The following is a 24855-nucleotide window of genomic DNA, read 5'->3' on the forward strand; positions in this document are numbered from 1 at the left end:
TTCGGCTCTTAAATCAGGAGCCGGACCCGCTTTTTTAAGGAGGAAACCAGATGGCAAAGGCAAAAGCGACTGCATTTTTCTGTAAGGAATGTGGATATGAATCAGCAAAATGGCTGGGACAGTGCCCGGGATGCAGGGAATGGAATACATTTGTGGAAGAACCGGTGGGCAAAAAGGAGCCTGTATCACAACGAGGGATGGGTGCTGGCAAAGCGAAGCCTGCCAGGCTTTCGGAAATCCATTTGGATGAGCAGGACCGCATGAAAACCGGGTATGAGGAACTGGACCGGGTCCTTGGCGGCGGCGTGGTGAAGGGGTCTCTGGTATTGGTAGGCGGTGATCCGGGAATCGGAAAATCCACTCTGCTTTTGCAGGTATGCCGCAATCTGGCGGCATCCGGGAAAAAGGTACTTTACATATCAGGAGAGGAATCCTTAAAGCAGATCAAGCTCCGGGCCAACCGGATCGGAGAAGTGACCGGGGATCTGCTGTTTCTTTGTGAGACAAGTCTGGAACTGATTGAAGGAGCCATTAAAGAAGAAAAACCGGATGTGGTCATTATTGACTCCATTCAGACCATGTTCCGGGAAGAAATTTCTTCTGCGCCGGGAAGCGTAAGCCAGGTGCGGGAATCCACCAACATCCTTTTACAGATAGCAAAAGGTTCCGGGATCGCTGTATTTATTGTAGGTCACGTGACAAAGGAAGGGGTGGTGGCCGGCCCCAGAGTGCTGGAACATATGGTTGATACGGTGCTTTACTTTGAAGGAGAAAGAAGTGCATCTTACCGGATCATCCGGGGAGTCAAAAACCGGTTTGGTTCTACCAATGAGATCGGTGTGTTTGAGATGATCGAAAGCGGGCTTGCAGAGGTTTTAAATCCGTCGGAGTATATGCTGAGCGGCAGGCCGGAGGACGCTTCCGGGGCAGTGGTGGCCTGTTCCATGGAAGGGACAAGACCCATGCTTTTAGAGGTACAGGCACTGATTACTCCAACGGCTTTTGGTATGCCGAGGCGTACCGCAGCCGGTACGGATTATAACCGGGTAAATTTATTGATGGCAGTTTTAGAAAAAAGGTGTCATTATGATCTGTCTCACTTTGATGCGTATGTAAACATTACAGGCGGCTTGCGGATGAATGAACCGGCTTTGGATCTTGCCATCTTAATGGCCATTGTATCCAGTATGAAGGACCGGGCCGTAGATTCCAAAACCATTATCTTTGGAGAGGTTGGCTTATCCGGGGAAGTACGAGCCGTTTCCATGGCCCAGCAGAGAGTGAATGAAGCGAAAAAGCTGGGATTTAAAACCTGCATACTGCCCCAGATCTGTATGGAAAAGATGAGTAATGTAGATGGGATTCGTCTGGTTGGAGTTGGAAATGTGAGAGATGCCATTATAGGTTTAACGGATTGATAGAAGTAAATCCTGCCGCCCCTCTTCCTTTTGTGATCACTTGTACTAAATATTCCCCTCAACCGATATATTTATAATACGGGGGTTTTATTTCATGAATGGTATCCAATGATATGTCCGGTTATGTTTTCGGTTTTTAAAACTTAACCGCAGCATATAGAACTACTTATTTATGAAAAGGAGGGGTATTAAAATGAATGGGAGAGGGTGTAGAACACAAAAATGGAAGAGGGGAAAGGTTTTTGTTGAAAAAAGAGGAATCTCCTTATTGATGGCGGCAACGATGGCGTTTTCACTGGTTCCGTTTCCTGTGGCGGTCAATGGGGCCACCGGGAATGGATCGGAACTCTCTGCCGAGGTGGAGAAGGACGGAGGGGGAAGCAGTACTTCTTTTAACAAAGGCGGTATTTTGGCATTTCCGGGAGCCGAAGGAGGCGGCCGGTTCGCCAGCGGGGGCCGCGGGCAGGAAGTGTACACCGTAACTAATTTAAAAGATTATGGAGTTGGTGAGACGCCTGTTTTGGGTTCTCTGCGCTACGGTCTGAAAAGCAACCGGACCATTGTATTTGCGGTGGCAGGTACGATAGAACTGAAGCAAAACCTATCCTTTAAGGGACTGAAAAATCTCACACTTGCAGGACAGACGGCTCCGGGAGACGGCATTACTCTTTCCGGCTGGTCAACGGATATAAGCAATTCTGAGAACCTGATCATCCGTTATCTCCGTTTTCGTCCGGGAGCTGCCAATATCTATAATGGTGCAGATTCCATGGACTCTCTCTGGGGCAGGGATAACCGCACGTTTATCATTGATCATTGTTCAATGAGCTTTTCTACGGATGAATGTCTGTCCACATACCGGGGGGAAGACGGGACCGTACAGTGGAGCATTGTGTCAGAAAGCCTGACATTATCAGGTCATTCCAAAGGCAGACATGGCTATGGAGGGATTTTTGGCGGAAACAACGTAACGTTTCATCATAACCTGATTGCAAATCATACTTCAAGAAACCCCAGAATCGGGGGAGGCTATGGGGGAGCGGCAGATGCCAATCACGTTGCCACGGTGCAGGTAAGCAATAATGTTTTATATAATTGGGGTTATTATTCCTTCTATGGAGGGGGATTTGCCAATACTAATTATATCAACAACTATTTAAAGGCAGGACCCGGAACCCGTGATAGGGTGGCAGACCGTGTGGCTGATGCAGGAGAAGTTTCAAAAGTCGGCGGGTTTTATATCAATGGAAATTATATGGAAGGAAATAAAAAGGTTTCTGAGGATAACCGTCTGGGCATTCAATTTTCCGGCGAAAAGGAAGGAGAACATAAAACAACCATTGCAAGTGTGCCTTATTCCAGTGAAGGAATTGATTCCCTGGCAGTAGAGCCTGCAGTCAATGTATATGAGAAGGTTCTAAAGAAAGCAGGTGCCACTTATCCCAGACGGGATGCCATTGATGCCAGGATCACATATGAGGTTCGGAATGGAAAAGGAAAATACATCAATACAGAAGAAGAGATCGGAGGATATCCCGCATTAGAAGAAGCCAGAGCGGCGGATTTTGACCGGGATCAGGATGGAATGGAAGATGGCTGGGAGCTGAAACATGGTCTGGACCCAACGGATAAAGAAGACGGCAGGACCATTGGGGAGGACGGCTACTCTAATTTGGAGCATTATTTGAATTCATTGGTTACGATGGAGAAGGAAGCGGAAAATCCAACAGCAGAATTAAGTCTTCCGGAGAATGCCCAATTTATCCTTGGCCAACCGGTGGAGGTTGAAGTACAAGCTTCCTCTGCCTACGGACACCCCATTGTGAAAGCGGAGTTTTTCAATGGAGCGCAAAAAATAGGAGAAGACTGGGAAGCCCCATATTCCTTTTCTATTTCCGGCTTAGAAGATGGTTCCTATGATATCTCTGCAAAGGTGACAGATTCGGAAGGGAATGCAACACAAACCTCTCCCTCCCGGATCCATATCAATACGCCTAACGGTGCAAAAGAAACAGGAGATCTGGGAAATTGGTCCTCAATGGATATCGGGCATCCCTTAGTTCCCGGCTCTGGAAGTCTGGTAAATGGAACGCTTACGGTTAAAGGCAGCGGGAAATTAGGAAGAGAAGAGGGAAGTGTAAAGGGCACTGACAGCTACGATGCAGGCAAAGATGATTTTCATTATGTCTATCAGGAAGTTAAGGGAGATGTGGAAATTACTGCCAGGTTAAATTCCGTTACATCCGTGGATAATCATGCTTTTTCCGGAATCATGATCCGGGAAGATTTGACGGATGGTGCAAAAACAGCGGCTTTGGGCTTATCCTGGGTGAAATATACAAAGACTACCTGGTCCGCCTATTTAACCGGAAGAAATAAGACCGGAGGTGCCTTTGATTATCTTGGAGAAAGTCTTGACAGCGTATCGGCAGCCGAAAAAAAGGGCATTTCTCTTGTTTGCGACATCCCTTTTAAAAGCGGAAGGAAAGAAAACGGATACTGGATGAAGCTGGTTCGATCCGGTGATGCGTTTACGGCCTATGGCTCTGAGGATGGAAAGGAGTGGATCAAAATCGGCACAAGAGTGATCCCCATGAAGGAACAGGTCTATGTTGGTTTTGCAGCCGATGCAAATCAGGTGGCAAATAAGCTTTATCAACTGAACACGGCCAGATTTACCAACGTATCCGTCAATGCGTCCTCTTTGCCGGACACTTATGCGTTGGAAATTACAGATCCCGGCAATTTATTGAAAACGTCTGCATTTGGTTCGGCAATGCTACTGACACAGACAGCCACCAAAGGAGCTATGCCCCAAAGTGCCGGAGACCCTGGCTCTCATGTAAGTTATCTGGGATTTCCGGAAACTGCCGAAGCACAGACCATGAGCCTGGATTTAAAAATCAAGAATTATTCCATAACCGGAGAGGACGCAACAAGGACCGGCTTGTTTGTGGGGGTATTTCAAAAACCGGAAAAGGGAGGGCTGTATGCCAGCCTGGGATTCCGGGGGTATGACAGCACCGTAGGGTCCGATTCCTTATCAGGCTATTGGATCAAGGGGACAGGAAACGCAGGAAACGGAAGTCCCAAATATACGGTAAGCGTAGGGACCAGATATCATGTTGTATTTGAAAAAAATGCTTCCGGCTATCGGGCCGTGTTTACCAATATGGCTGATAAAACAACGGATTCCAAGCAATTCAAAACAACGGAAATGCTTTTGACCCCGGAGATGGAAGTGTCTTATGGGCTGGCACTCATTGGTGTGTCTGCGGAAATCAAAAATCTGACCCTGAAAAACGAAAACGGCACAGTTCTTTACGATCAGAATCATACTTACAAAGAAGAAGGCATCCCGCCGATTGTAACTGGGATCACAAAAACTGAAATTTCCGGGGACAGAAGCAGTATTTTATTGGCCTGGACCGGAAAAGGGGCGGCTGGAGACGGAAGATATGTGTTAGAAGTATCAGAGGATGGAGGAAACACCTATCAATTACTGGAGGAAACGGAGGAGACTTCTTACACGTTTTCCCCGGCAAAAAATGGGGGATACCGTTTTAAAATCTACGGAATATGCAAAGGAGAACGGACAACGGCAGTTATTTCCGAAGCCGTGGAGTTTGTCCTTCCTCTAACCGCCCCGACCGTCACCGCTGAAAGCAGGAACGGAGCCATAATGCTCAATTGGGACCCGGTTCCAGAGGCCGCAGCATATGAGATATACCGTTCCAAGATTAAAGCAGGAGCCTTTAATTTTGTTGCTTCCACTTCAGAACACAGCTATACGGATACGGTGGAAAATGAGCGGCCTTATTATTACCAGGTGATTGCAAAAAGTGATACCAATTCAAGCAATCCGTCGTCTCCGGTTTTTAGCATGGCGACTGCCGGACACCAAGGGACTTATGCGTATGGAACGGAAGCGGCTGTCTTTACGGTGACCAAAAAATCGAATGACACCATATTGTCTGAAAAAAATGTGAGTTTAAAAGGCACCGTAGACCGGGCGGGCACTGTCTGGCTGACCGTTAATGGAAATACCGTAAAAAGTGATGAGATAAAAGCCGGGAAAAAGTTCAATTATCGTTTTTCCATTGAGAATGGCAGCAATGATGTAGTATTATATCATAAGGATGAAAGAGGACGCATATCCCGAAAACCATTTCATTTTGTAGGACTTCAAAGCTATGATATGTTGGTGGATTCTTCTTACAGCGGAACGGACGGACAGACAAAGAGCGGCATCCCTACCTTTAAAACAGTTCAGGCAGCGGTTTCGGCAGTACCGGGCAATAACAAGAAACCAATCGTTATTTTTATCCGGAACGGAAGCTATTATGAAAAGGTGGATGTTACGTCACCATATGTCAGTCTGATCGGAGAGGACAGCGAAAAAACCGTATTGTATTTCGATAAGGCAAGTGGAAGCAAACGGCCGGACGGGAAAGACTACGGTACAGGAGGAAGCTCCAGCGTTACGGTAGCTTCGTCGGCGGCCGGCTTTACGGCAGAAAACATGACCATTGCAAATACGTTTGATTATGTAAATTCTACGATCAACGGAAAGCAAGCCGTTGCATTTTATAACAATGCCGATCAGAGTATCATTTCCAACGTCAGGTTTTTGGGATACCAGGATACGTTATGTGCCGATGGAGCCAGTAGGCTGGGAGGCAGGCAATACTACCGGCAATGTTATGTGGAAGGGAATGTTGATTTTATTTTCGGCAGGGCGCAGGCCGTGTTTGAAGATTGTGATATCGTATCCCTGCTTCCTGGGTACATCACCGCACCAAGTACGGAATCCACAAGGGTTTTTGGATATGTATTTTTGGATTGCAGATTATACGCGGCAGAGGAAGTGGGAAATGGGAAAGTATACCTGGGACGTCCATGGGGAGCTACGGCTTCGGCAGTCTATCTCAACTGCTATATGGGACCGCAGATTTCAGATGCAGGGTATACGAATATGGGAAGCAGCAAATATCAGAATGCCCGCTTCGCAGAATACGGTTCTTACGGTCCTGGGTTTCAAGTAACAAGCAGCCGCATTCAGCTATCCAAAGAGGAGGCGGAAGCTTATACATTAAAAAATATTTTTGCGGCAGATGTAGAAACCGGCGGCTTCCTCAGTGCCTGGGATGCACAAGAGGCAAGGAAGGCTTTGTCAAAAAAATATGGTGGCTTATAAATGGCGGACGTTATGATAAGCAGCCGTTCAAAAAAAGAGGGGCTGTAAAAAAACTCCCCTACAAGAAAAATCGCTGAGGTCGTGAGACTTCAGCGATTTTTTGGTATAATTAATTATGCGAATAAATAATAACACCAATGATAATTATATAGTATGACAGCTGAAATCGCGGCTGATTGAAAGTTTTACGGGGCTGCGCACCCCGCATCCGCGACCTCTTCCAAAAGAACAGAATAAAGGCAAAGGCGAATCCCGTAGTATGCTTATACTCTGTTTCCATCATAAAGCTTAAATAGTGTATAAGCTAAATGCTTACATTCTTAATCTTTTTCAAAAATAACTTTCTCTTTTGTAAAGATTCTTTTTTGGTATCTCCGCAATGAAGCCATGAAACGTTTTTTATGCCCATTCCTTTTAAATTGGTCTTGATAAGCAAGCCTTTAATGGGGTTGCCAGCAAAATATTGTACGTACCATTTAGGTGAATTTGATGTTGTTATAACCGTTGTTTTCTTTATATTCGTCAATAGTCCTTTTAATCCTGTACTTGTTTCAACATAAGCAAAATTTTTTAGCATGACTTTATCAAAAAAGCCTTTAAGTATTGCAGGCGTATCATACCACCAAATTGGAAATAAAATAAACAATTCATCTGTTTTTTTTAGTATGCCTTGATATTTTTCCACAAGAGGGTCTTTATACTCGCCTTTTGAAAACAATGCAAGCTCTTCTTCTTTTAAAACAGGATTAAATCCATCCTTGTTTAAATCTATTACAGTATAACTTTTTTTGTGTTCATCCAAGCTTTTTGTGATGGTATCCATAATGCCTTTATTAAAACTTCCGTGCCATGGGTGTGCCAATATAATTGTTTTCATTTTCATTCTCCTTGTTCTTTATTTACGAGATTTTTACCCAAAATATAAGCTTTTTCATTTTTAGTAATTGGAGCCGAATATGTGCTGATATTCAGTGTTTGCACTAAATCCATCTCCAGCATTTGTGCAGTCATCCTAATTGATTTAATGACATTTTGGACGCCGGAGTGTTCCTCTTCATTATCACCATACGTTGTTAATAATACTATTTTTTTACCCTTAAAGACTCTATAATCAACAGCATGTAAACGGTCTAAAAAAACTTTTAGTTGAGCAGACATATTGAAAACATATACAGGTGTTGTAAGAATCATAATATCAGCATTATTAACGGGAGGATATATAATATATTGTGCATTTCATCTTGTTTAATACATTTTCTCTTACCACTTTGACAGGCATTGCAGCCTTTGCAGTTTTTGATAGCCCTATCGTGCAAAAAAATCTGATTAATATTAATATCAACATGATGATTATTAACACCTTATAGATTTAATTTAGTAAATGACCTGTATTTCCGTTTTCTCTTGGACTACCTAAGACTGCTAAAATATTCATATCTTGTTCTCCCTTTAATTTGTTGTAAATACGGCAGTCTGATTGTTTATGTGTGCATTTATGCACTCTTTAGTTGATAAAAAAAAGGCATTTCTGCCTATTTTTTAACTGATTTTTTTAAGCTGTTGGTAGTGGATTCAAATTTTTCAATGACATAACTATTGTTTAAATCATATAATGTACTTCTGTTTAGCTTTGTCTTGCTAACAATGCCATAACGATTCATCAATTCAAGATGCCTTGAAATAACTGAACGGTCTTGCGTAAAGTTCTCAGCAATTTCCTTAATGCTTTTTAAACCGTTTACAGCAAGATATTTCATAATTTCGCTTCTTACAGGCTCGAATAAAATTTTGTAAAATTCAAAATCAATTGCCTGTTCTATTTCTTTTGAGGACTCATCGTTTTTAATTGGCAATTTACATTTTGCATTCATAACATCACCTCATTTGAATTATATATGCACACATATGCATTTGTCAACTGAAAGCTTTATCTATAAAAATCACTTTTTGAAGTCTGAGGGATAATACAACACCCACCCACGAAAACGGCTTTTAAGCATCCACATGAGCAAAATTGCGTCAATAAACAAAAATAACACTTGACAAAACGCTTCATGGGAGACGCAAAAGGACATAAAGCCCTTTATCGACCCCAAATTCAGCAACAATGTGATACTCACAGGCACAGGGGTATAAAATAAAGGTGTTCAATAGTGTGGATTTTTCAAAATCCATGCAATATAACCCACTTTCCTACATCAAGACGGAAAGCGATATTTTAAAGTTCGTCAACGCTTTAATCGAAAACACAAAGGGGGACGGCAAGGAGGGCGACCCGTTCTGGACAAAATCAGAACCCTTTTGTACTGTGCTTTAATTGGCTATATCGTATTTGAGGGGCCGGAGGAAGAACGCAATATCAATACCCTTGTGGATATGATTAACAGCATGGAAACAAAGGTAGATGATGAAAATTTCAAAAATGCCGTGGACTATATGTTTATGGGCTTGGAAAAACGGACCCCCCACCACTTCGCCGTAAGGCAGTATAAAAGTTCAAATTAGCAAGCGGCAAGACCACAAAATCCATTTTGATTAGCTGTGGCGCACGTTTGGCCCCTTTTGACATTGGGGAGCTTCGAGAGCAAGCTACGATGAAATGAAATTAGACCGCGTGATTTTTCTTGGTGGAAGGGAACATAGTACCATCAAGGAGCTTTCGGAGGTTTTGGGGAAAGAAACCATTTCCATGCAGACGGAAAGCCGAACACGGAGCCAGTCGGAAAGCTATGGACAGAATATGCAGCGGCTTGGCAAAAAGCTTATGACAATGGACGAACTTACCACCATGCCGGGAAATTTCACATGCTTACGATAGAAGATCTTGTGCCGGAGAATCATTTCCTGCGAAAGTTAGAGCAATTGGTCGTTTTCTCATTTATCTATGAGGAAACAAAAGAGTTTTACTGCCATAATAACGGACGTCCTAGTATTGATCCAGTTATCTAAGTGAAATACTTATTGATTGGATTTCGGATTAGATTTGGATGAACGGGTCCCCGATCACTCCACTATCTCACAAAAACCTCACGCAAATCGGAACAGGTGATAGAGGTGGAGTATGATGCTTTCTATAAAAACAAATATGGAAGAACCGAAGAACTCTATGAATGCGAATCGTGTGAAGGCTGCCAATTAAAAAACGATTGTTGTCCTAAGGCAAGCAAAAACAGAACCATTCAGATGAATCGTAGTATTCAGGCAGAAGGGGCATTTGGAATTTTAAAATGGGATAAATCCTACAAAAGATTATTTCGAAGAGGTGAGAAAAACGTAATTCTTGAACTCACACTGATTTCTTGTGGGTTTAATCTTTATAAATATCATAATAAAAAGCAGAGAAACAAGTCGCCTGCTTAAAATCCAAGAACTATATTCATAGCTTTATTAAGCGTACGCTTTTTTTGAAAAAATCAATCATTATCATAAAAAGTAGATAAAAAAACGAAAAATCACCAGAACCGGCATTTGCCGGAACTGGCGATTCTTTAAGGACTTATTTTACAGCCCCTTAATCTTTTCTGTTTGTGGCTATCGTTGATTCCACGTATTCCAGCATCTCATTTTTTGACTTTATGGTATGGACATGGTTAATGATCTGCTGTTTGGTTTCAGTTGGTAAGGAGAAAAAATAGTCCAATGCATGATATTGTTCCAATGCCAGACCAAAGCCTACCGGTAATTCCGCACCACTTGTAAATTTTTCCATCGAAATCCTCTTTTAACCTTATGTTTGCTATCGTCTGTTTTTTCTGCTCTTTAATCATTTTATTAACCATATAACCGTATTGGTTCAAAGTCATTCCTCTGTAATCGTTATTCTTTACAGGGATTCCAGTTTCATTGGCAATTTCAGACTTTAATTGATTGAGAGCTGCCTCAGCTTCCTAACACTTCAGTCCATTTTATAGGATATTATATATTATTTTATTTTTTCTAAATAATATTCAAAACAGAGATAATAAATATTTTCTTTTCAATGTTTCATTATTGATACTCCCCATCTACAGCAACAATCGCTTCTAATGGCGGCGTTTCTCCAACAAGGCCAACCGCAAAGACACTATAAATTGCGCCGGGCATCAGATACAGGTCTGGTATGGTCAATACAACCTGATTGCTTCCCGCCGGTCTGACTTGAAGGGTATAGGTTCCCGGAGTGACGCCAATGTAGTCAGTAAATTGTGTATAGGAAACATCTTCAAAGAGTACGGTTCCGTCTGGAAGTGTGATGTCTACGGAAGGAGCGTTTGGGGACAAATGTACAAACCGTACATAGGAATAATTTCCCATTCCCATTGGCATATTAGGTGTAAATATTTCAGGAATAGGCATTAAACTTATATTTGCTAATTCGCCTGCAGCTGCTACCGTAAATGCGCTGTCCGGAGGAATGGTTATATTTGTATCTATGACAGCGTTCATCTGATTTCCTTCCGGAAACACCTGTATCTGATAATTCCCAGGTACGAGTGGAAGGTAATTGGTCATTTGTTTATAGGAAAGTCCTTCTGCAATGAGATTGTTATTTGCATAAATGTCCACCGCGGGAGCATCAGGAGAAGCGTGAAGAATTCGTATGAAAGACATCTGATATGTCTGCTGCATGGAAAAGTAAGAGTTGCCTTGATGGGTATACATATACATCGTTTTTAACCTTAAGACTTTTGATATATACTATGAAATCGGATTGGCATTGTTGCCATTAAAACGAAGTATTCCCCCTCAATGAGGGAGAAAGAGCCTGAAAAACAAAAAATCCCAAAACCTTGATTTTACAAGAATTTGAGATAATGAAAACAGGGGAAGAGGGGCTCGAACCCCCATTTACGGTTTTGGAGACCGTTGCTCTACCATTGAACTATTCCCCTATGGTAGTATTTATGTACCCTTACGCGAGCACCTAGAAAGTATAGCATAGAAGTTTTTAAATTGCAACCATTTTTTGAAAAAAATAAAAAATAGATTCTACTGTTAAAGCGTGTCTGATTGTGGTAAAATTATGAAAAAACAAGATGAAATAATTGCATCGGACCTGATAAAAAGTATCATTGACAATAATTCCCCAATGAAAATAAATCTCAGCAAAATAATGGATAAATATTCCAAAACAGTGGATTTTAAAATGCATGATAGGCACAAAAAAAGAAAATATTCCCGGAGGGTCCGCATAATTTGACAAATCGTGTCAATCATGATATAAGTATTTGATGACTATTTGTTTATAATAAAGGAGTTTTAATTATGAAACAGTTTAAGATCATGCTGCCCACTGTTGCTGAGGCAAAAGAGTTTGTTGCTGCTGCCGGAAAATGTGAATTCGACATAGACGTATATTACAATAGAGTAACCATTGACGCAAAGTCTATATTAGGAGTTTTAAGTCTGGATTTAACAAAGGTATTGACTGTGGAGCTTCATGGGGAAGATGCGGATTTTGAAGCATTTCTTCAAAAGAAAGCCCCGGAGAACACTTCCGCAGCGTAAATAAGCGTAACGAAAGAGAGGGAATTGTAAGCCATATGGCGTACAGTTTCCTTTTTTAGTTTGAAAATTGTCAGAAAAAAGGGAGGCAGAAGGAGGAAAAGCCGGAATGGGAGACTCAGAAAAGAAAATCATAAAAATATCAGTGAGAAATCTGGTTGAGTTTGTACTGCGTACCGGCGATATCGACAACCGGAGAACCTCCGCAGCAGAAAAGACAGCCATGCAGGAGGGCAGCAGGATACACAGGAAGATTCAGCGCCGAATGGGGCCCGATTACCGCCCGGAGGTGTCTTTAAAACATAGGGTGTCAGAAGATCAGTTTCAGATTCTGGTAGAAGGAAGGGCGGATGGAATCATCGACCATCCGGAAGGCGTTACCATTGATGAGATCAAGGGAATGTATATGGATTTATCGTATCTGGAGGAACCAATTCCCGTTCATCTGGCCCAGGCAATGTGTTACGGGTATTTTTACTGCTTTGACCATAAGCTTTCCGGGGCTGTCATGCAGATGACGTACTGCAACTTGGAAACCGAGGAGATCCGCCGCTTTCAGGTGGAAAAAACCTTTGAGGAACTAGAGGAATGGTTTCAGGGGCTGATCCATGAATATATGAAATGGGCCAGGTATTTATACATTCATGGAGTAAGGAGAGACGAATCCATACGGGAGCTTCCATTTCCCTATCCCTACCGGTCCGGTCAGAAGGAACTGGTAGCAGCAGTATACCGCAGTATTTCAAGAAAAAGAAATTTGTATATCCAGGCACCCACCGGTGTCGGAAAAACCCTTTCCACCATTTATCCGGCGGTAAGAGCTATGGGGGAAGGGCTGGGGGATAAGCTGTTTTATTTAACGGCAAAGACCATTACAAGAAGTGTTGCCGAAGAATCTTTTTCGATCCTGAGAGGTCAGGGACTTTATTTAAATACGGTGACTATTACTGCCAAGGAAAAGCTTTGCTTTTTGGATACCCCGGAGTGCAATCCCGATGCCTGTCCCTATGCAAAAGGACATTTTGACCGGGTGGGGGAGGCGGTTTATGACATCATTCATCAGGAAACCGGCATCAATCGGGAAGTGGTGCTTCAATATGCCAAAAAGTATCACGTGTGCCCCTTTGAGTTCTGCCTGGATATCAGCAACTGGGTGGACTCCATCATCTGTGATTATAACTACGTGTTCGATCCCAATATCCGGCTGAAACGGTATTTTTCCGAAGGGGTCAGCGGGGAGTATCTATTTCTTGTAGATGAGGCCCACAATCTGGTGCCAAGGGCAAGGGAAATGTACAGTGCAGCCGTCTATAAAGAGGACTTTCTTCTTATTAAAAAGATTATCAAGCCCATGGACCATAAAATAGCCAGACTGCTTGACCGGTGCAACAAAGAACTTCTGGAAATGAAACGGGAATGCGAAAGCTTCCGGATACTGGAAGATATCCGTTTCTTTGTGAATAACATCATGTCTTTATTTGGAGAGATGGAACCGTTTATGGAGGCGCATCAGGAATTCGGGGACCGGGATCTGGTTCTGGATTTCTATTTCCGTCTCCGTGATTTCCTTAATATCTATGAACGTTTGGATGAAAACTACCGGATCTATACGGAGCTTTGCCATGACGGGCGTTTTATGCTGCGACTGTTCTGTGTCAATCCGTCCAGCAATTTAAAGGAGTGTCTGAATAAGGGAAACAGTACGGTGTTCTTTTCAGCCACCCTTCTTCCGGTTTCCTATTATAAAGAATTGCTGAGCGGTGACCCGGAGGAATATGCAGTTTATGCCCAGTCTCCGTTTGACCAGGGAAAAAGGCTGCTTATGGTAGCTGGGGATGTAAGCAGCCGCTACACCAGAAGAAACCGGAGGGAGTATCAGAAGGTGGTGGATTATTTGCGGGCCATCGTTTCGGCACGTAAGGGGAACTATATGGTATTTCTGCCGTCTTACCAATATTTAAGGGAAGTAGAAGCCTTGCTGGCCCAGTCAATGGGGCAGAATGGGGAGTTTGCTTACCGGTCCCAGGTCTCCCACATGAACGAAGAGGAGAGAGAGCAGTTTCTCCAGGAGTTTTCCGGGGAGCGGGAGGATTCGTTTGTGGCTCTCTGTGTTATGGGGGGTGTATTTTCGGAAGGGATTGATTTAAAGGCAGAGCGGCTCATCGGAGCGGTCATTGTCGGCACAGGGCTTCCCATGGTTTGTACGGAACAGGATATTTTAAAAGATTATTTTGATGAGAAGGAACAGAAAGGGTTTGATTATGCCTATCAGTATCCAGGCATGAATAAGGTCATGCAGGCGGCAGGAAGAGTCATACGGACGGTTCAGGATGAAGGCGTCATCGCCCTTCTTGACGAACGGTTTTTAAAGCCGGAATATCAGGCTTTGTTTCCCAGAGAGTGGGACGGGTATTATGAAGTGCGGTTAAACCGTGTGGGAGAAGTGTTGAAAAACTTCTGGTCCGGGAGATAATAGGAAGGAGAACAGGAAGATGAAAGAAACATTGAGGATAAGGCCCTGTAAAAAGGGAGATGGGAAATTCGTGATACGTTGGCTGACCAATGAACGCATGATGCGCATGTGGTGCAGAGACAGCTTTTCCTTTCCGCTGACTGAAGAGCAGATGAACGGATATTATGAGAAATTTGAGGACAATCAATATTCCTGGGGGTTTACTGCGCTGAATGACTCGGGAGTTCCTGTGGGAAGTTTTCAGATGTCACGGGTGGATTATGAAGCAGAAAGTGTCCACCTTGGATTTATTGTAATAGATCCGGAGCAGAGGGGAAAAGGGCTGGGGCATGAGATGGTGACCATGGCAATCCGTTATGGTGTGGAGATCCTTGGAATGAAGCGGATTACGTTGAATGTGTTTGATTCAAATAAAGGGGCCATACGATGCTATGAGAAGGCAGGCTTTGTGAATGAAAAAAGAGGAGACGATGATTTTTCGTTCGAGAATGAGGTATGGTCTTATTCGGTTATGGCGTACACCGTCACAGATTGAAAGGGAGTACTGCTTATTTTGCAGCCTCTCCCTCATGAGATTTTTTAAAGCATGTCCATAAATTGTCTCGTGGCCTGGGAAACGGGAATACTTTCGTTATAGGCCACGATCATCTGGCGGGTAGGAAGGGTTTCCGTCAGCTTCACCTGGAATAAATCTTTGTCATTTTCCGGAATACAGAAATCCGGGACGAAGGCAATGCCTAATCCGATGCGGGCTAAGTCGATCAAAAGATCGTTGCTGCTCAATTCGATTTCAGGAACCAGATCCAGCTGCTCCTTCTGGAACATATGATGCAGGAACTCGCTGGTAGTGCTTTTCCGGTCCAGCATCAGAATGGGATAGGTCTGAAGCTTTTGAAGGCTTACGGTCTCCCCCTTTAACGGGAAATATTCTTCGTTGGCAACAAAAACATCGGCGAATTCGTTGATGACCCGCACATTCTGCGAGCTGGAAAGACCGGAGTTGGGGTAATTGGTGATGATAAAGTCCACCTGACCGTTTTCCAGTAAGTGGGCACATTCAATGGAGGTCTGGTTGGTGACTTTAATATGAACGTTCGGAAATTCCTTGTGGAACTTATTTAAATAGGGAACCAGATAGTAACGGCAGATGGTGTCGCTGGCACCGATGCGAAGCTGGCCGCCATTTAAGGTATTGGCTTCTAAAAGCTGGTTTTCGCCCTTTTGGATTAAGTTGATGGCCGGTTCAATGTGTTTTAAAAGAATCTCGCCCTCCGGGGTAAGTTGGACTTTTTTTGTGCTTCGGATAAACAGAGTCTGATTCAGCTTTTTTTCCAGAACCTTGATGGACTGGCTGACTGCAGACTGGGAAATAAAAAGCTGCTTGGAGGCTTCTGAGAAGCTTAAAGTAGCCGCTACGTGGTAAAAGACTTTATACAATTCAAAATTGATATCCATTATTAGTCCTCCTTATAAATATAAGGACATTCTATCACGTATTTGATTGGTTTGTAAAGGAATTTGACAAATTTCCTGAGGTGCGGTATAGTTACGGGCGCGGGTATCACGGATAGAATAAAAAAGGAGAGAGAAAGCATATGCATGATGATTTTTATCAGATGTATTTAGAAGAAATGGGAGATATCGTTCCCTGTACGGAAGAAGAAACGGTACAGCTTTTAAAGGCGGTAAAAGAAGGCCGGGAGGAAGCAAAAAAACGTCTTGTTGAAGGCAATCTGAAGACCGCACTTTCCGTTGCAAAGGAATTTGAAGGAAGGGGCGTCTTTCTTACGGATCTGGTGCAGGAAGCCAATATGGCTTTGATCATGGCGGTGGACCAGTATAACGGCGGGGAGGATAAAGCGGAATTTGACCGTTATTCAGGTGACCGGATGAAGGAGGCTCTTCTTGCAGCGGTGGAAGAAGAAGCATCTGTGGAGCAGACCGGAGAAGAGCTGGCTGCAAGAGTGAATGTGCTCCAGCAGATTTCACAGGGAATGGCCGAGGAACTGGGGCGGGAAGCCACCGTGGAGGAACTGGCTCATAAAATGAAAATGACCGTGGGTGAAATACGGGGAATCATGAAAATGGCAATGGACGCGGTGAGTCTGAATGCGGAAAATATGGATCTGGAAGCACTTGCTGATGTAGAAGGAATCGGGCTGATCACAGAGGAAGAACCGGATTACGAAGGATAAGAAATTTGGAGTGATAAGATGAAGATATATCTCATACGTCATGGACAGACGGATTGGAACATAGCGGGTAAGATTCAGGGAAGTCATGACATACCGTTAAATGAGACGGGGATAAGACAGGCAGAACAGTTAGCAGAAGCCATGGATACCCGTCCGGTTGCCAGAATATTTTCCAGTACCCTGGCCAGGGCAAGGGAAACGGCAGAAAAGATCGGGAAAAGACAGCAGGTAGAGGTCTGCGCCATGGAACAGCTGATGGAAGTGGAATTTGGCAAATGGGAAGGGCTGACATGGGAGGAGATCCAGAAAGCTTATAAAAAGGAATATGAATGCTGGTCCATCAATCCGGCAGAAGCGGCACCTCCCGGCGGGGAACGGTATGAAACCATCATGAACCGCTGCGTGCAGGCATGGGACCAGATACTGAAAATCACAAATGGGCGGGAGGATACAGCCATTGTCTCCCATGGAGCCACACTGGCCCATTTATTTTCCTATATGATGCGCAAGGCACCCCAGGAGGACCATGTGATTGTAGGGAATGCCAGCATTACCTCGATAGAATATGATCCGCTGACAGAGGATTTTGTGCTTCTTGACCGGAATGACAGTACCCATTTAAAGGGGTGATTTTTAATCAAACAGCGTTTCTACCAGAAGCTTTAACATGGATGGAGTCGTGCGGATATACAGCTTGTTTTTATCTCCGCATCGAAGCGTGGTCTGCATCAGAAGTTCCCTGGAAACCGAAGTATCGAAGATACTGATCATGTTGGCACAGGATTCCACAATGGAATTAAGCTGTCCGGCTTTCTCAATAAACGTATCAATGTGTTTCTCCTGCAGCTGCAGGCATACCTCTAAGTTCGGGATTTGTTCATCTGTTTTGAAGTGGGTGTTTTCAAATGAATATTTCTGGGATAAGTCTTTTAATTGTTGCTCAAGATCCATATTAATTGCGCTCCTTTGTAAAAAAATCCTTTACTACTATATTGTAAAACTTTTAAACTTTCAAGTGTTTTATGAAAAAAATATCGAATAATGTCGAATTGAGCCGAACAAATAAAGCTGCCTTATAATAGAAAAGTTTTATATTAATTATACTGATTAATACCATAAGATATATTAATTTCACTAATTGATATATCTTATGGTATGATGGTAATACAGATTACCATATGGATTCTTTACAAGGAGGAAATTATGAGTGTAAGAAGAGTGTACGTGGAGAAGAAACCAGCTTATGCCGTGAAAGCCATAGAATTAAAAGAGGAGATCAAAAGCTATCTGGGGATCTCAAACGTAGAAAATGTGCGGGTGCTGATCCGTTATGATATGGAAAATTTATCTGATGAAATCTTTGGTTTGGCTCTTACAACCATTTTTTCCGAGCCTCCGGTGGATGAGTACTTTTTGGAAATCTTTCCGGTGGATAAAGAAGATGTGGTATTTTCCGTGGAATATCTGCCGGGACAGTTTGACCAGAGGGCTGATTCCGCGGAACAGTGCATCAAGCTGTTAAAGGAAGACGAAGAGCCTGTGATTAAGTCCGCTGTGACTTATGTGATTACAGGTGCATTTACGGAAAGCCAGATTTCAGACATTAAAACGTTCTGCATCAATCCGGTGGATTCCAGAGAAGCGGATGAGACAAAGCCGGAGACACTTGTTACGGTATTTGAAACGCCTGACGATGTGAACGTTTTTGACGGATTTAAGGATTTTAATGAGGCGGAATTAAAAAATCTATATGATTCTTTGAATTTAGCCATGACGTTTCAGGACTTTCTTCATATCCAGAAATATTATAAAGAGGAAGAACACAGAGACCCGACCATGACAGAGCTTCGGGTGCTTGATACTTACTGGTCCGATCACTGCCGCCACACCACCTTCCAGACGGAGTTAAAGGATGTGACGTTTACCGACGGAGACTACCGGAAGCCCATAGAGGAGACCTATCACCAGTACCTTGCAGACCGGGAAGAGGTCTTAAAGGGAAAGAGTGGAAAATACGTCTGTCTGATGGACTTAGCGCTTATGGCCATGAAAAAACTGCGTATGGAAGGAAAGCTGGAGGATCTGGAGGTATCGGAGGAAATCAATGCCTGCAGCATCGTGGTTCCTGTTTTAAATGATGGCAAAGAAGAGGAATGGCTGGTCAACTTTAAGAACGAGACCCACAACCATCCCACGGAGATCGAGCCTTTCGGAGGAGCGGCTACCTGTCTCGGCGGGGCCATTCGTGATCCTCTTTCCGGGCGCACCTATGTCTATCAGGCCATGCGTGTGACTGGAGCTGCAGATCCCACAAGACCGTTAAGCGAGACCTTAAAGGGAAAACTTCCGCAGAGAAAGATTGTGACCGGTGCGGCAAAGGGATACAGCTCTTACGGGAACCAGATCGGCCTTGCAACAGGATATGTGAAAGAGATCTATCACCCGGATTACGTGGCAAAAAGAATGGAAATCGGAGCGGTCATGGGAGCGGCCAAAAGAGAAAATGTCATCCGGGAGACTTCTGATCCTGGAGATATCATCATCCTTCTCGGAGGCCGTACGGGCCGTGATGGATGCGGAGGGGCAACGGGTTCCTCCAAGGTCCATACGGAAGCCTCCATTGAGACCTGCGGGGCGGAGGTGCAGAAAGGAAACGCGCCTACCGAACGTAAGATCCAGCGCTTGTTTAGGAGGGAAGAAGTCAGTAAGCTCATTAAAAAGTGCAATGATTTTGGTGCAGGCGGAGTGTCCGTTGCAATCGGTGAGCTGGCGGACGGCTTAAAGATTGATTTAGACAAGGTCCCGAAAAAATATGCCGGCCTTGATGGTACAGAAATCGCCATTTCCGAATCCCAGGAGCGTATGGCTGTGGTGATTGATCCAAAGGACGGGGACAAGTTCCTTGCCTTTGCGGCAGAAGAGAATTTAGAGGCTGTCATCGTAGCTGTGGTGACGGAAGAAAAACGTCTTGTCATGAACTGGAGAGGAAAGACCATTGTTGATATCAGCCGGGCATTTCTTGATACCAACGGTGCCCACCAGGAGGCTTCTGTTATTTTAGAAGTGCCTGACAGAGCCGGAAATGTCTTTGATAAAAAAGAGATTACAGATGTGAAAAAGGCGTGGTCAGAAGTGCTTTCTGATCTGAATGTGTGCTCTCAGAAAGGGCTTGTGGAAATGTTTGACGGTTCCATCGGTGCAGGCAGTGTGTTCATGCCTTATGGGGGGAAGTACCAGCTGACAGAAACTCAGTCTATGGTCGCAAAGCTTCCCATGCTTGAGGGAACTACAGATACCGTTACCATGATGAGTTATGGATTCGACCCGTATCTGTCTAGCTGGAGTCCTTACCATGGAGCCATTTATGCAGTGCTGTCATCGGTTGCCAAGATTGCGGCAGCAGGCGGAGATTACAGAAGGATTCGTTTCACCTTCCAGGAATATTTCCGACGGATGACGGAGGATGGAACTCGCTGGGGCCAGCCTTTTGCGGCACTTCTCGGTGCGTATCACGCTCAGATGGGATTTGGCCTTCCTTCCATCGGAGGAAAGGACAGTATGTCCGGCACATTTCAGGATATTGATGTACCTCCCACTCTTGTTTCCTTTGCGGTGGATATTGCAAGCCAGAACCATATTATCACACCGGAATTTAAAAAAGCCGGAAACAAGATCGTTCTGTTCCGTATAGAAAAGGATGACTATGATCTGCCTGTATACAGCCAGATCATGGAGGGATATGAAGCTGTATTTGCAGATATCTGTGCAGGACGTGTGGTTTCTGCTTATGCGGTGGAGAGCCATGGAATCTGTGAGGCAGTCAGCAAAATGGCCTTTGGCAACAAGATGGGAGTAAAGATTGAAACCCATGTTAAACCGGAAGATTTCTTTGCTGCCGGCTGGGGAAATCTTGTCTGTGAGGTTCCGGAAAAACAGGTTTCAGAACTTGGCTTTTCCCATACGGTTTTAGGAGAGGTGACGGATGACGGAGCGTTTGTCTATGGGGATGTGGTCATTTCTGTGGAAGAAGCACTGAAAGCATGGATGGAACCTTTAAATGACGTTTTCCCGACAGAATCAGGCGTAGAAAATACACCGGTCCGTGAAGCACTTTACGATACAAAAGAGATTTATGTATGCAAAAACAAGGTAGCAAAGCCCAATGTATTTATTCCTGTTTTTCCTGGAACCAATTGCGAATATGACAGCACAAAAGCCTTTGAACGTGCGGGTGCCAATGTGACAGCCAGGGTTTTTAAGAATTTAAGTGCAGACGATATCAGGGAATCTGTGGAGCTTTACCGCAGGGAAATAGAAAAAGCCCAGATCGTCATGTTCCCCGGCGGGTTTTCCGCAGGTGATGAACCCGATGGATCAGCCAAGTTTTTTGCGGCGGTGTTCCGCAATGATTTCATCAAGGAAGAGATCCGCAGGCTTCTGAATGAAAGAGACGGACTGATGTTGGGAATCTGCAATGGTTTCCAGGCAATGATCAAGCTGGGGCTGGTTCCGGAAGGAACCATTGTGGAGCAGAGGGAAGATTCTCCGACTCTGACGATGAATACCATTGGACGCCACATTTCCAAGATGGTCTACACAAAAGTGGTGACCAACAAATCCCCATGGCTTTCCGGTGCAGAATTGGGCGGTGTGTATTGCAATCCTGCTTCCCATGGAGAAGGCCGTTTTGTAGCCACCGGAGAGTGGATTGACAAGCTATTTGAAAACGGCCAGGTAGCGACCCAGTATGTGGATGACAAGGGCTGTCCCACCATGGACGAATTCTGGAATCCCAATGGCTCTTATATGGCAATTGAAGGCATCACAAGTCCTGACGGCCGTATCCTTGGTAAGATGGCTCATTCGGAGCGAAGAGGAGAAGCCGTTGCCATAAATATCTATGGAGAACAGGATATGAAGATTTTTGAATCCGGTGTGAACTATTTCAAATAATCTAAATATAATCATAAAATCCAGATATAATAAAAAGCAATGCCCTGCATGATTTTCCGTGCAGAGCGTTGCTTTTATGTTGTGAGTACATTTTTGGCTTTTTTGTGTTTTTCAGTGGGATTGTTTGAAAACCGGTACTTGACAATCAATAAAATAAAGCCTATTATGGTTCATCGGTGATATTTAATCCAAAGGAAAATGGCTATACTAAATTTAAACAGGATTCATACCAGAGAGGGATTTATTTATGTATTCAAAGAGAAAGCTAAAACATATATTGTTGGGCAATGCGCTAAAGAGCAACGATTTGGAAGGAGAGAAGCTGGGACCGTTTTGGGGCGTGCCGATTATGGCGAGCGATGCGGTATCTTCTGTGGCTTATGCCATTGAAGAGATGCTTTTGGTACTGGTACCCGTTCTGGGCTTGTCGGCAGTCAATTATCTGGGATTTGTTACTTCCCCGATTATTTTACTGTTTCTGGTACTGGCATTTTCTTACTCACAGATCATTTCCTGCTATCCCAATGGAGGCGGCGCTTATGTGGTATCTGCCGAAAACATTGGAAAGACGGCATCGCTGGTTGCCGCATCGGCACTGATGATTGGATATATTATGACGGTAGCGGTAAGTTTATCGGCAGCAACGGCGGCCCTTGTATCCGCATTTCCCGGCTTCAGCCCCTATCGTCTGCTGTTCGCACTTTTATTTCTCTGCATGATCACTCTTTTGAATTTAAGAGGAATGAGAGAGTCATCAAAACTTTTTGGCATACCGACTTACGCATTTATTCTTATTATGCTGGCACTGATTGTGACTGGCTTTGTCAAACTTTTAACAGGAAATCTTCCGCCAGTTTATAATGCGGAATCCATAAAGCCTGTGTCGGGCGGATTCGGCACGGTCTCCCTGTTTTTGCTGCTCCGGGCATTTTCTTCCGGCTGTTCCGCACTTACCGGTGTGGAGGTGGTCAGCAATGCAGTACCAAGCTTTCGGGAACCGTCCCAGCGGAATGCGAAGAACGTGCTTTTCATTCTGGTGGGGATCATCATTGTGATTTTCGGTGGATCTGTAATCTTGGTTACATCTTTGCACATCATACCGTTAGAAGGGAAAACTGTCATTTCACAGTTGGGAGCGGCCATATTCGGACCTGGAATCATGTTTTATATCCTCCAGTTTGCGACCTCTCTGATCCTCTTGCTGGCAGCCAATACCGCCTACAATGGCCTTCCGACTCTGCTTGCCATCCTCGCAGACGACGGATATGTACCGCGCCAGTTTATGCACCGCGGCACCAGGCTTAGTTTTTCCAATGGTATTTTGTTCATTTTTTTCCTTGCGGCTTTGCTGCTCATCGTTTTTAATGCGGAAACCCATTATCTGATTCCGCTTTATGCCATCGGAGTGTTCTTATCCTTTACGCTGTCCCAGACCGGTATGGTGCTCCGGTGGATCCGGGTAAAGGGGAAGGGTTACCGGTATAAAATGCTGATCAATGGGCTGGGGGCGCTGATGACCGGAACAGGAACGGTCATCGTGTTTGTGACCAGATTCCATCAAGGCTCCTGGATGCTGGCAATTGTCATCCCGATCATCGTTTCCATCATGAACCGGATCGAAAAACACTATCAGTTTGTGGGACGTCAGTTAAAGGTCAATGATTTTATGGCCCATTATCATAAGAGCGTCAGCAAGGACACCAATCTCTGTATCGTATTGGTGGGAGGAATCAACCGTTCGGTGCTGAAAGCGCTGAATTATGCTAATTTAATCACCTCCAATGTGGTTGCACTTCATATATCCACCGATGAAAGCCAAAGTGAACTGCTGCAGACTCGTTGGGTGGAAACCGGAATTGATGTTCCTCTGGAGGTTGTCATGTCTCCTTACCGGGAGTTAATTGAGCCGGTGGAGGAATACATCACCAAAAAAGAAGAGAACCTGAAGCCGGGAGATATGATCACTGTCGTTATGTCCCGTTTTATGGAGGAAAGCTGGTTTGCCAATATTTTACACAACCAGACCACGTATTTCATCATGCAGAAGCTGAGAAGACACAGAAATGTGTCGACCGTCCTTGTCCCGTATATTTACAGTTCTGCCTTCCGTCCTGCTTCTGAACATGAAGCCAGGAATAAGACAAAATAACAAAATAAGGGGTGTTGCAAAATCAATGATTCATACAAGATTCCGGTTTTGTTTTTATGACCAGATATTCCATCTTGTTTGTGAATTTCGTTTTGCGGCACCCTTTTAAGCTTTTCTATACTCATGGCTAAATGATCTCAATATAATTTCCCAGCATCATATTGCACCTCTTTTTGCATCTTGTTCTCTGGTCAATCGCATTTGCCGGCTGTCTGTATCGGCAAAAACAGTTCTATATAATAAACCGGGTCCGATTCAGATTGTTGAAAGGTGTAGCCTGGCAGATGTCCGCTGTAAGCGGTGCCCAAAAGGGCATATCCCTGTGATATGGCCCAATTTGCTGCGTGCGTCATTGCCTGCGGGTCTGCGAAAGGCTGATTTGAGGCGATAATGGTATAAACGCAGCTGGTATGCTGTAAAATGGGAAATTTCTCTATTTCTTCATAAAGCCTCACGGCTGCAGCAGTATGTCCGGCCAGCACGAAGTATTGGTTTGTTTTTAAAGGTCCGTCATGTTCCATGCGGTATTCCTCATATAAGTAACAAAGATCAGAGATTCCTTTCTGATGGATAAAGTTGCTGTCAAGTATTTTATATTGTCGGCGCAGGGGCCGGATTTCATATCGGTTCAAACACAGCTCTACATTTTTAGAAAGCTGTTTTAAATGGGTCAGATGGACCAGGGATTGCTGGTGTTTTTCAACCTCCAGCTTTTCTTCCGTAATTTTTTCCTGAATCATGGTGCGGTAGGAAGGAAGGGAACTACGATAAAGAATCTGATAAATGTCATCCAGGCTGAAATTCAGCCGGCGGTAAAAGATGATGCTGGATAGCTTATGGAGGTCATCGTAGGTATAGGTCCTGTATCCGTTTTTTTCTTTTTTTGGCTGAATGATTCCTTTTTTCTCATAAAACCGAAGCGCATCACGGCTTATACCCAAACGGTCTGAAACTTCGCCAATGCTGTAATATTTCATAAAAAACTC

18 protein-coding genes, 1 tRNA gene and 3 pseudogenes are annotated in these 24855 nt (G+C 44.1%); 12 read left to right on the forward strand and 10 right to left on the reverse strand.

Going from position 1 to position 24855, the window contains the following annotated elements:
• Nucleotides 1-50 precede the first annotated feature (50 nt).
• The gene (gene radA, locus VIG27_RS05520; protein WP_394525886.1) at nucleotides 51-1418 is read left to right on the forward strand and encodes a DNA repair protein RadA; all 1368 of its coding nucleotides are present in this window, start codon (nucleotides 51-53) and stop codon (nucleotides 1416-1418) included.
• Nucleotides 1419-1611: 193 nt separating this feature from the next.
• Nucleotides 1612-6615, forward strand: coding sequence for a pectinesterase family protein (locus tag VIG27_RS05525; RefSeq protein WP_394525887.1), 5004 nt, complete (start codon nucleotides 1612-1614; stop codon nucleotides 6613-6615).
• Nucleotides 6616-6919: 304 nt separating this feature from the next.
• Here VIG27_RS05525 and VIG27_RS05530 read toward each other — a convergent pair whose 3' ends face one another.
• From VIG27_RS05530 to VIG27_RS05540, 3 genes are all read right to left on the reverse strand, one after another.
• Nucleotides 6920-7492 carry an NAD(P)H-dependent oxidoreductase gene (locus VIG27_RS05530; RefSeq protein WP_394525888.1) on the reverse strand — a complete coding sequence of 191 codons (573 nt, stop codon included), beginning with the start codon at nucleotides 7490-7492 and terminating at the stop codon, nucleotides 6920-6922.
• Nucleotides 7493-7494: 2 nt separating this feature from the next.
• Nucleotides 7495-7839 carry a flavodoxin family protein gene (locus VIG27_RS05535; protein WP_394527417.1) on the reverse strand — a complete coding sequence of 115 codons (345 nt, stop codon included), beginning with the start codon at nucleotides 7837-7839 and terminating at the stop codon, nucleotides 7495-7497.
• Between the two features lie 308 nt (nucleotides 7840-8147).
• Complete coding sequence (locus VIG27_RS05540; RefSeq protein WP_394525889.1) at nucleotides 8148-8486, reverse strand: winged helix-turn-helix domain-containing protein; 339 nt, start codon at nucleotides 8484-8486, stop codon at nucleotides 8148-8150.
• Between the two features lie 260 nt (nucleotides 8487-8746).
• On the opposite strand from VIG27_RS05540, the pseudogene VIG27_RS05545 reads away from it, so the two are divergent.
• The 3 genes and pseudogenes from VIG27_RS05545 to VIG27_RS05555 all read left to right on the forward strand — a co-directional run.
• Nucleotides 8747-9415 (forward strand): annotated as a pseudogene (locus VIG27_RS05545) (type IV secretory system conjugative DNA transfer family protein); the annotation flags it as partial.
• A gap of 5 nt (nucleotides 9416-9420) precedes the next feature.
• Nucleotides 9421-9561: pseudogene (locus VIG27_RS05550) on the forward strand (IS1182 family transposase); the annotation flags it as partial.
• 108 nt (nucleotides 9562-9669) lie between these two features.
• Nucleotides 9670-9975 carry a transposase gene (locus VIG27_RS05555; protein ID WP_394525890.1) on the forward strand — a complete coding sequence of 102 codons (306 nt, stop codon included), beginning with the start codon at nucleotides 9670-9672 and terminating at the stop codon, nucleotides 9973-9975.
• 151 nt (nucleotides 9976-10126) lie between these two features.
• On the opposite strand, the gene VIG27_RS05560 is transcribed toward VIG27_RS05555, so the two are convergent.
• The 4 genes and pseudogenes from VIG27_RS05560 to VIG27_RS05575 all read right to left on the reverse strand — a co-directional run bounded on the left by VIG27_RS05560 (nucleotide 10127) and on the right by VIG27_RS05575 (nucleotide 11486).
• A complete protein-coding gene (locus tag VIG27_RS05560; RefSeq protein ID WP_394527640.1) occupies nucleotides 10127-10324 on the reverse strand; it encodes a hypothetical protein in 198 nt (65 codons plus the stop codon).
• A pseudogene (locus VIG27_RS05565) lies at nucleotides 10227-10490 on the reverse strand (small, acid-soluble spore protein, alpha/beta type); the annotation flags it as partial. The pseudogene VIG27_RS05565 and the gene VIG27_RS05560, both read right to left, overlap by 98 nt.
• Nucleotides 10491-10602: 112 nt before the next feature.
• Nucleotides 10603-11205, reverse strand: coding sequence for a DUF4397 domain-containing protein (locus VIG27_RS05570; protein WP_394525891.1), 603 nt, complete (start codon nucleotides 11203-11205; stop codon nucleotides 10603-10605).
• A 210-nt stretch (nucleotides 11206-11415) separates the two neighbouring features.
• Nucleotides 11416-11486 (reverse strand) — tRNA-Trp (locus VIG27_RS05575).
• 373 nt (nucleotides 11487-11859) lie between these two features.
• Between VIG27_RS05575 and VIG27_RS05580 the strand changes: the two genes are divergently transcribed.
• The 3 genes from VIG27_RS05580 to VIG27_RS05590 all read left to right on the forward strand — a co-directional run bounded on the left by VIG27_RS05580 (nucleotide 11860) and on the right by VIG27_RS05590 (nucleotide 15107).
• Nucleotides 11860-12102 carry an HPr family phosphocarrier protein gene (locus tag VIG27_RS05580; protein WP_394525892.1) on the forward strand — a complete coding sequence of 81 codons (243 nt, stop codon included), beginning with the start codon at nucleotides 11860-11862 and terminating at the stop codon, nucleotides 12100-12102.
• A gap of 106 nt (nucleotides 12103-12208) precedes the next feature.
• A complete protein-coding gene (locus VIG27_RS05585) occupies nucleotides 12209-14572 on the forward strand; it encodes an ATP-dependent DNA helicase (RefSeq protein WP_394525893.1) in 2364 nt (787 codons plus the stop codon).
• A 19-nt stretch (nucleotides 14573-14591) separates the two neighbouring features.
• Complete coding sequence (locus tag VIG27_RS05590) at nucleotides 14592-15107, forward strand: GNAT family N-acetyltransferase (protein ID WP_394525894.1); 516 nt, start codon at nucleotides 14592-14594, stop codon at nucleotides 15105-15107.
• A 44-nt stretch (nucleotides 15108-15151) separates the two neighbouring features.
• On the opposite strand, the gene VIG27_RS05595 is transcribed toward VIG27_RS05590, so the two are convergent.
• The gene (locus VIG27_RS05595) at nucleotides 15152-16027 is read right to left on the reverse strand and encodes a LysR family transcriptional regulator (protein WP_394525895.1); all 876 of its coding nucleotides are present in this window, start codon (nucleotides 16025-16027) and stop codon (nucleotides 15152-15154) included.
• A 140-nt stretch (nucleotides 16028-16167) separates the two neighbouring features.
• On the opposite strand from VIG27_RS05595, the gene VIG27_RS05600 reads away from it, so the two are divergent.
• Nucleotides 16168-16767, forward strand: coding sequence for a sigma-70 domain-containing protein (locus VIG27_RS05600; RefSeq protein ID WP_394525896.1), 600 nt, complete (start codon nucleotides 16168-16170; stop codon nucleotides 16765-16767).
• 18 nt (nucleotides 16768-16785) lie between these two features.
• Nucleotides 16786-17397, forward strand: a complete 612-nt coding sequence (locus VIG27_RS05605; RefSeq protein ID WP_394525897.1) for a histidine phosphatase family protein — start codon at nucleotides 16786-16788, stop codon at nucleotides 17395-17397.
• 3 nt (nucleotides 17398-17400) lie between these two features.
• On the opposite strand, the gene VIG27_RS05610 is transcribed toward VIG27_RS05605, so the two are convergent.
• The gene (locus tag VIG27_RS05610; RefSeq protein WP_394525898.1) at nucleotides 17401-17718 is read right to left on the reverse strand and encodes a hypothetical protein; all 318 of its coding nucleotides are present in this window, start codon (nucleotides 17716-17718) and stop codon (nucleotides 17401-17403) included.
• A gap of 252 nt (nucleotides 17719-17970) precedes the next feature.
• Here VIG27_RS05610 and VIG27_RS05615 point away from each other — a divergent pair, with 252 nt between their 5' ends.
• Both VIG27_RS05615 and VIG27_RS05620 read left to right on the forward strand, forming a co-directional pair.
• A complete protein-coding gene (locus tag VIG27_RS05615; protein ID WP_394525899.1) occupies nucleotides 17971-21720 on the forward strand; it encodes a phosphoribosylformylglycinamidine synthase in 3750 nt (1249 codons plus the stop codon).
• Nucleotides 21721-21967: 247 nt separating this feature from the next.
• Entirely contained in the window at nucleotides 21968-23869 is a 1902-nt protein-coding gene (locus VIG27_RS05620) for an APC family permease (protein WP_394525900.1), read from the forward strand.
• A 191-nt stretch (nucleotides 23870-24060) separates the two neighbouring features.
• On the opposite strand, the gene VIG27_RS05625 is transcribed toward VIG27_RS05620, so the two are convergent.
• The gene (locus tag VIG27_RS05625) at nucleotides 24061-24846 is read right to left on the reverse strand and encodes a MerR family transcriptional regulator (RefSeq protein WP_394525901.1); all 786 of its coding nucleotides are present in this window, start codon (nucleotides 24844-24846) and stop codon (nucleotides 24061-24063) included.
• Nucleotides 24847-24855 lie beyond the last annotated feature (9 nt).

Origin of the sequence: Lacrimispora sinapis (assembly GCF_043633585.1) — a bacterium.
GTDB lineage: Bacteria > Bacillota > Clostridia > Lachnospirales > Lachnospiraceae > Lacrimispora > Lacrimispora sinapis.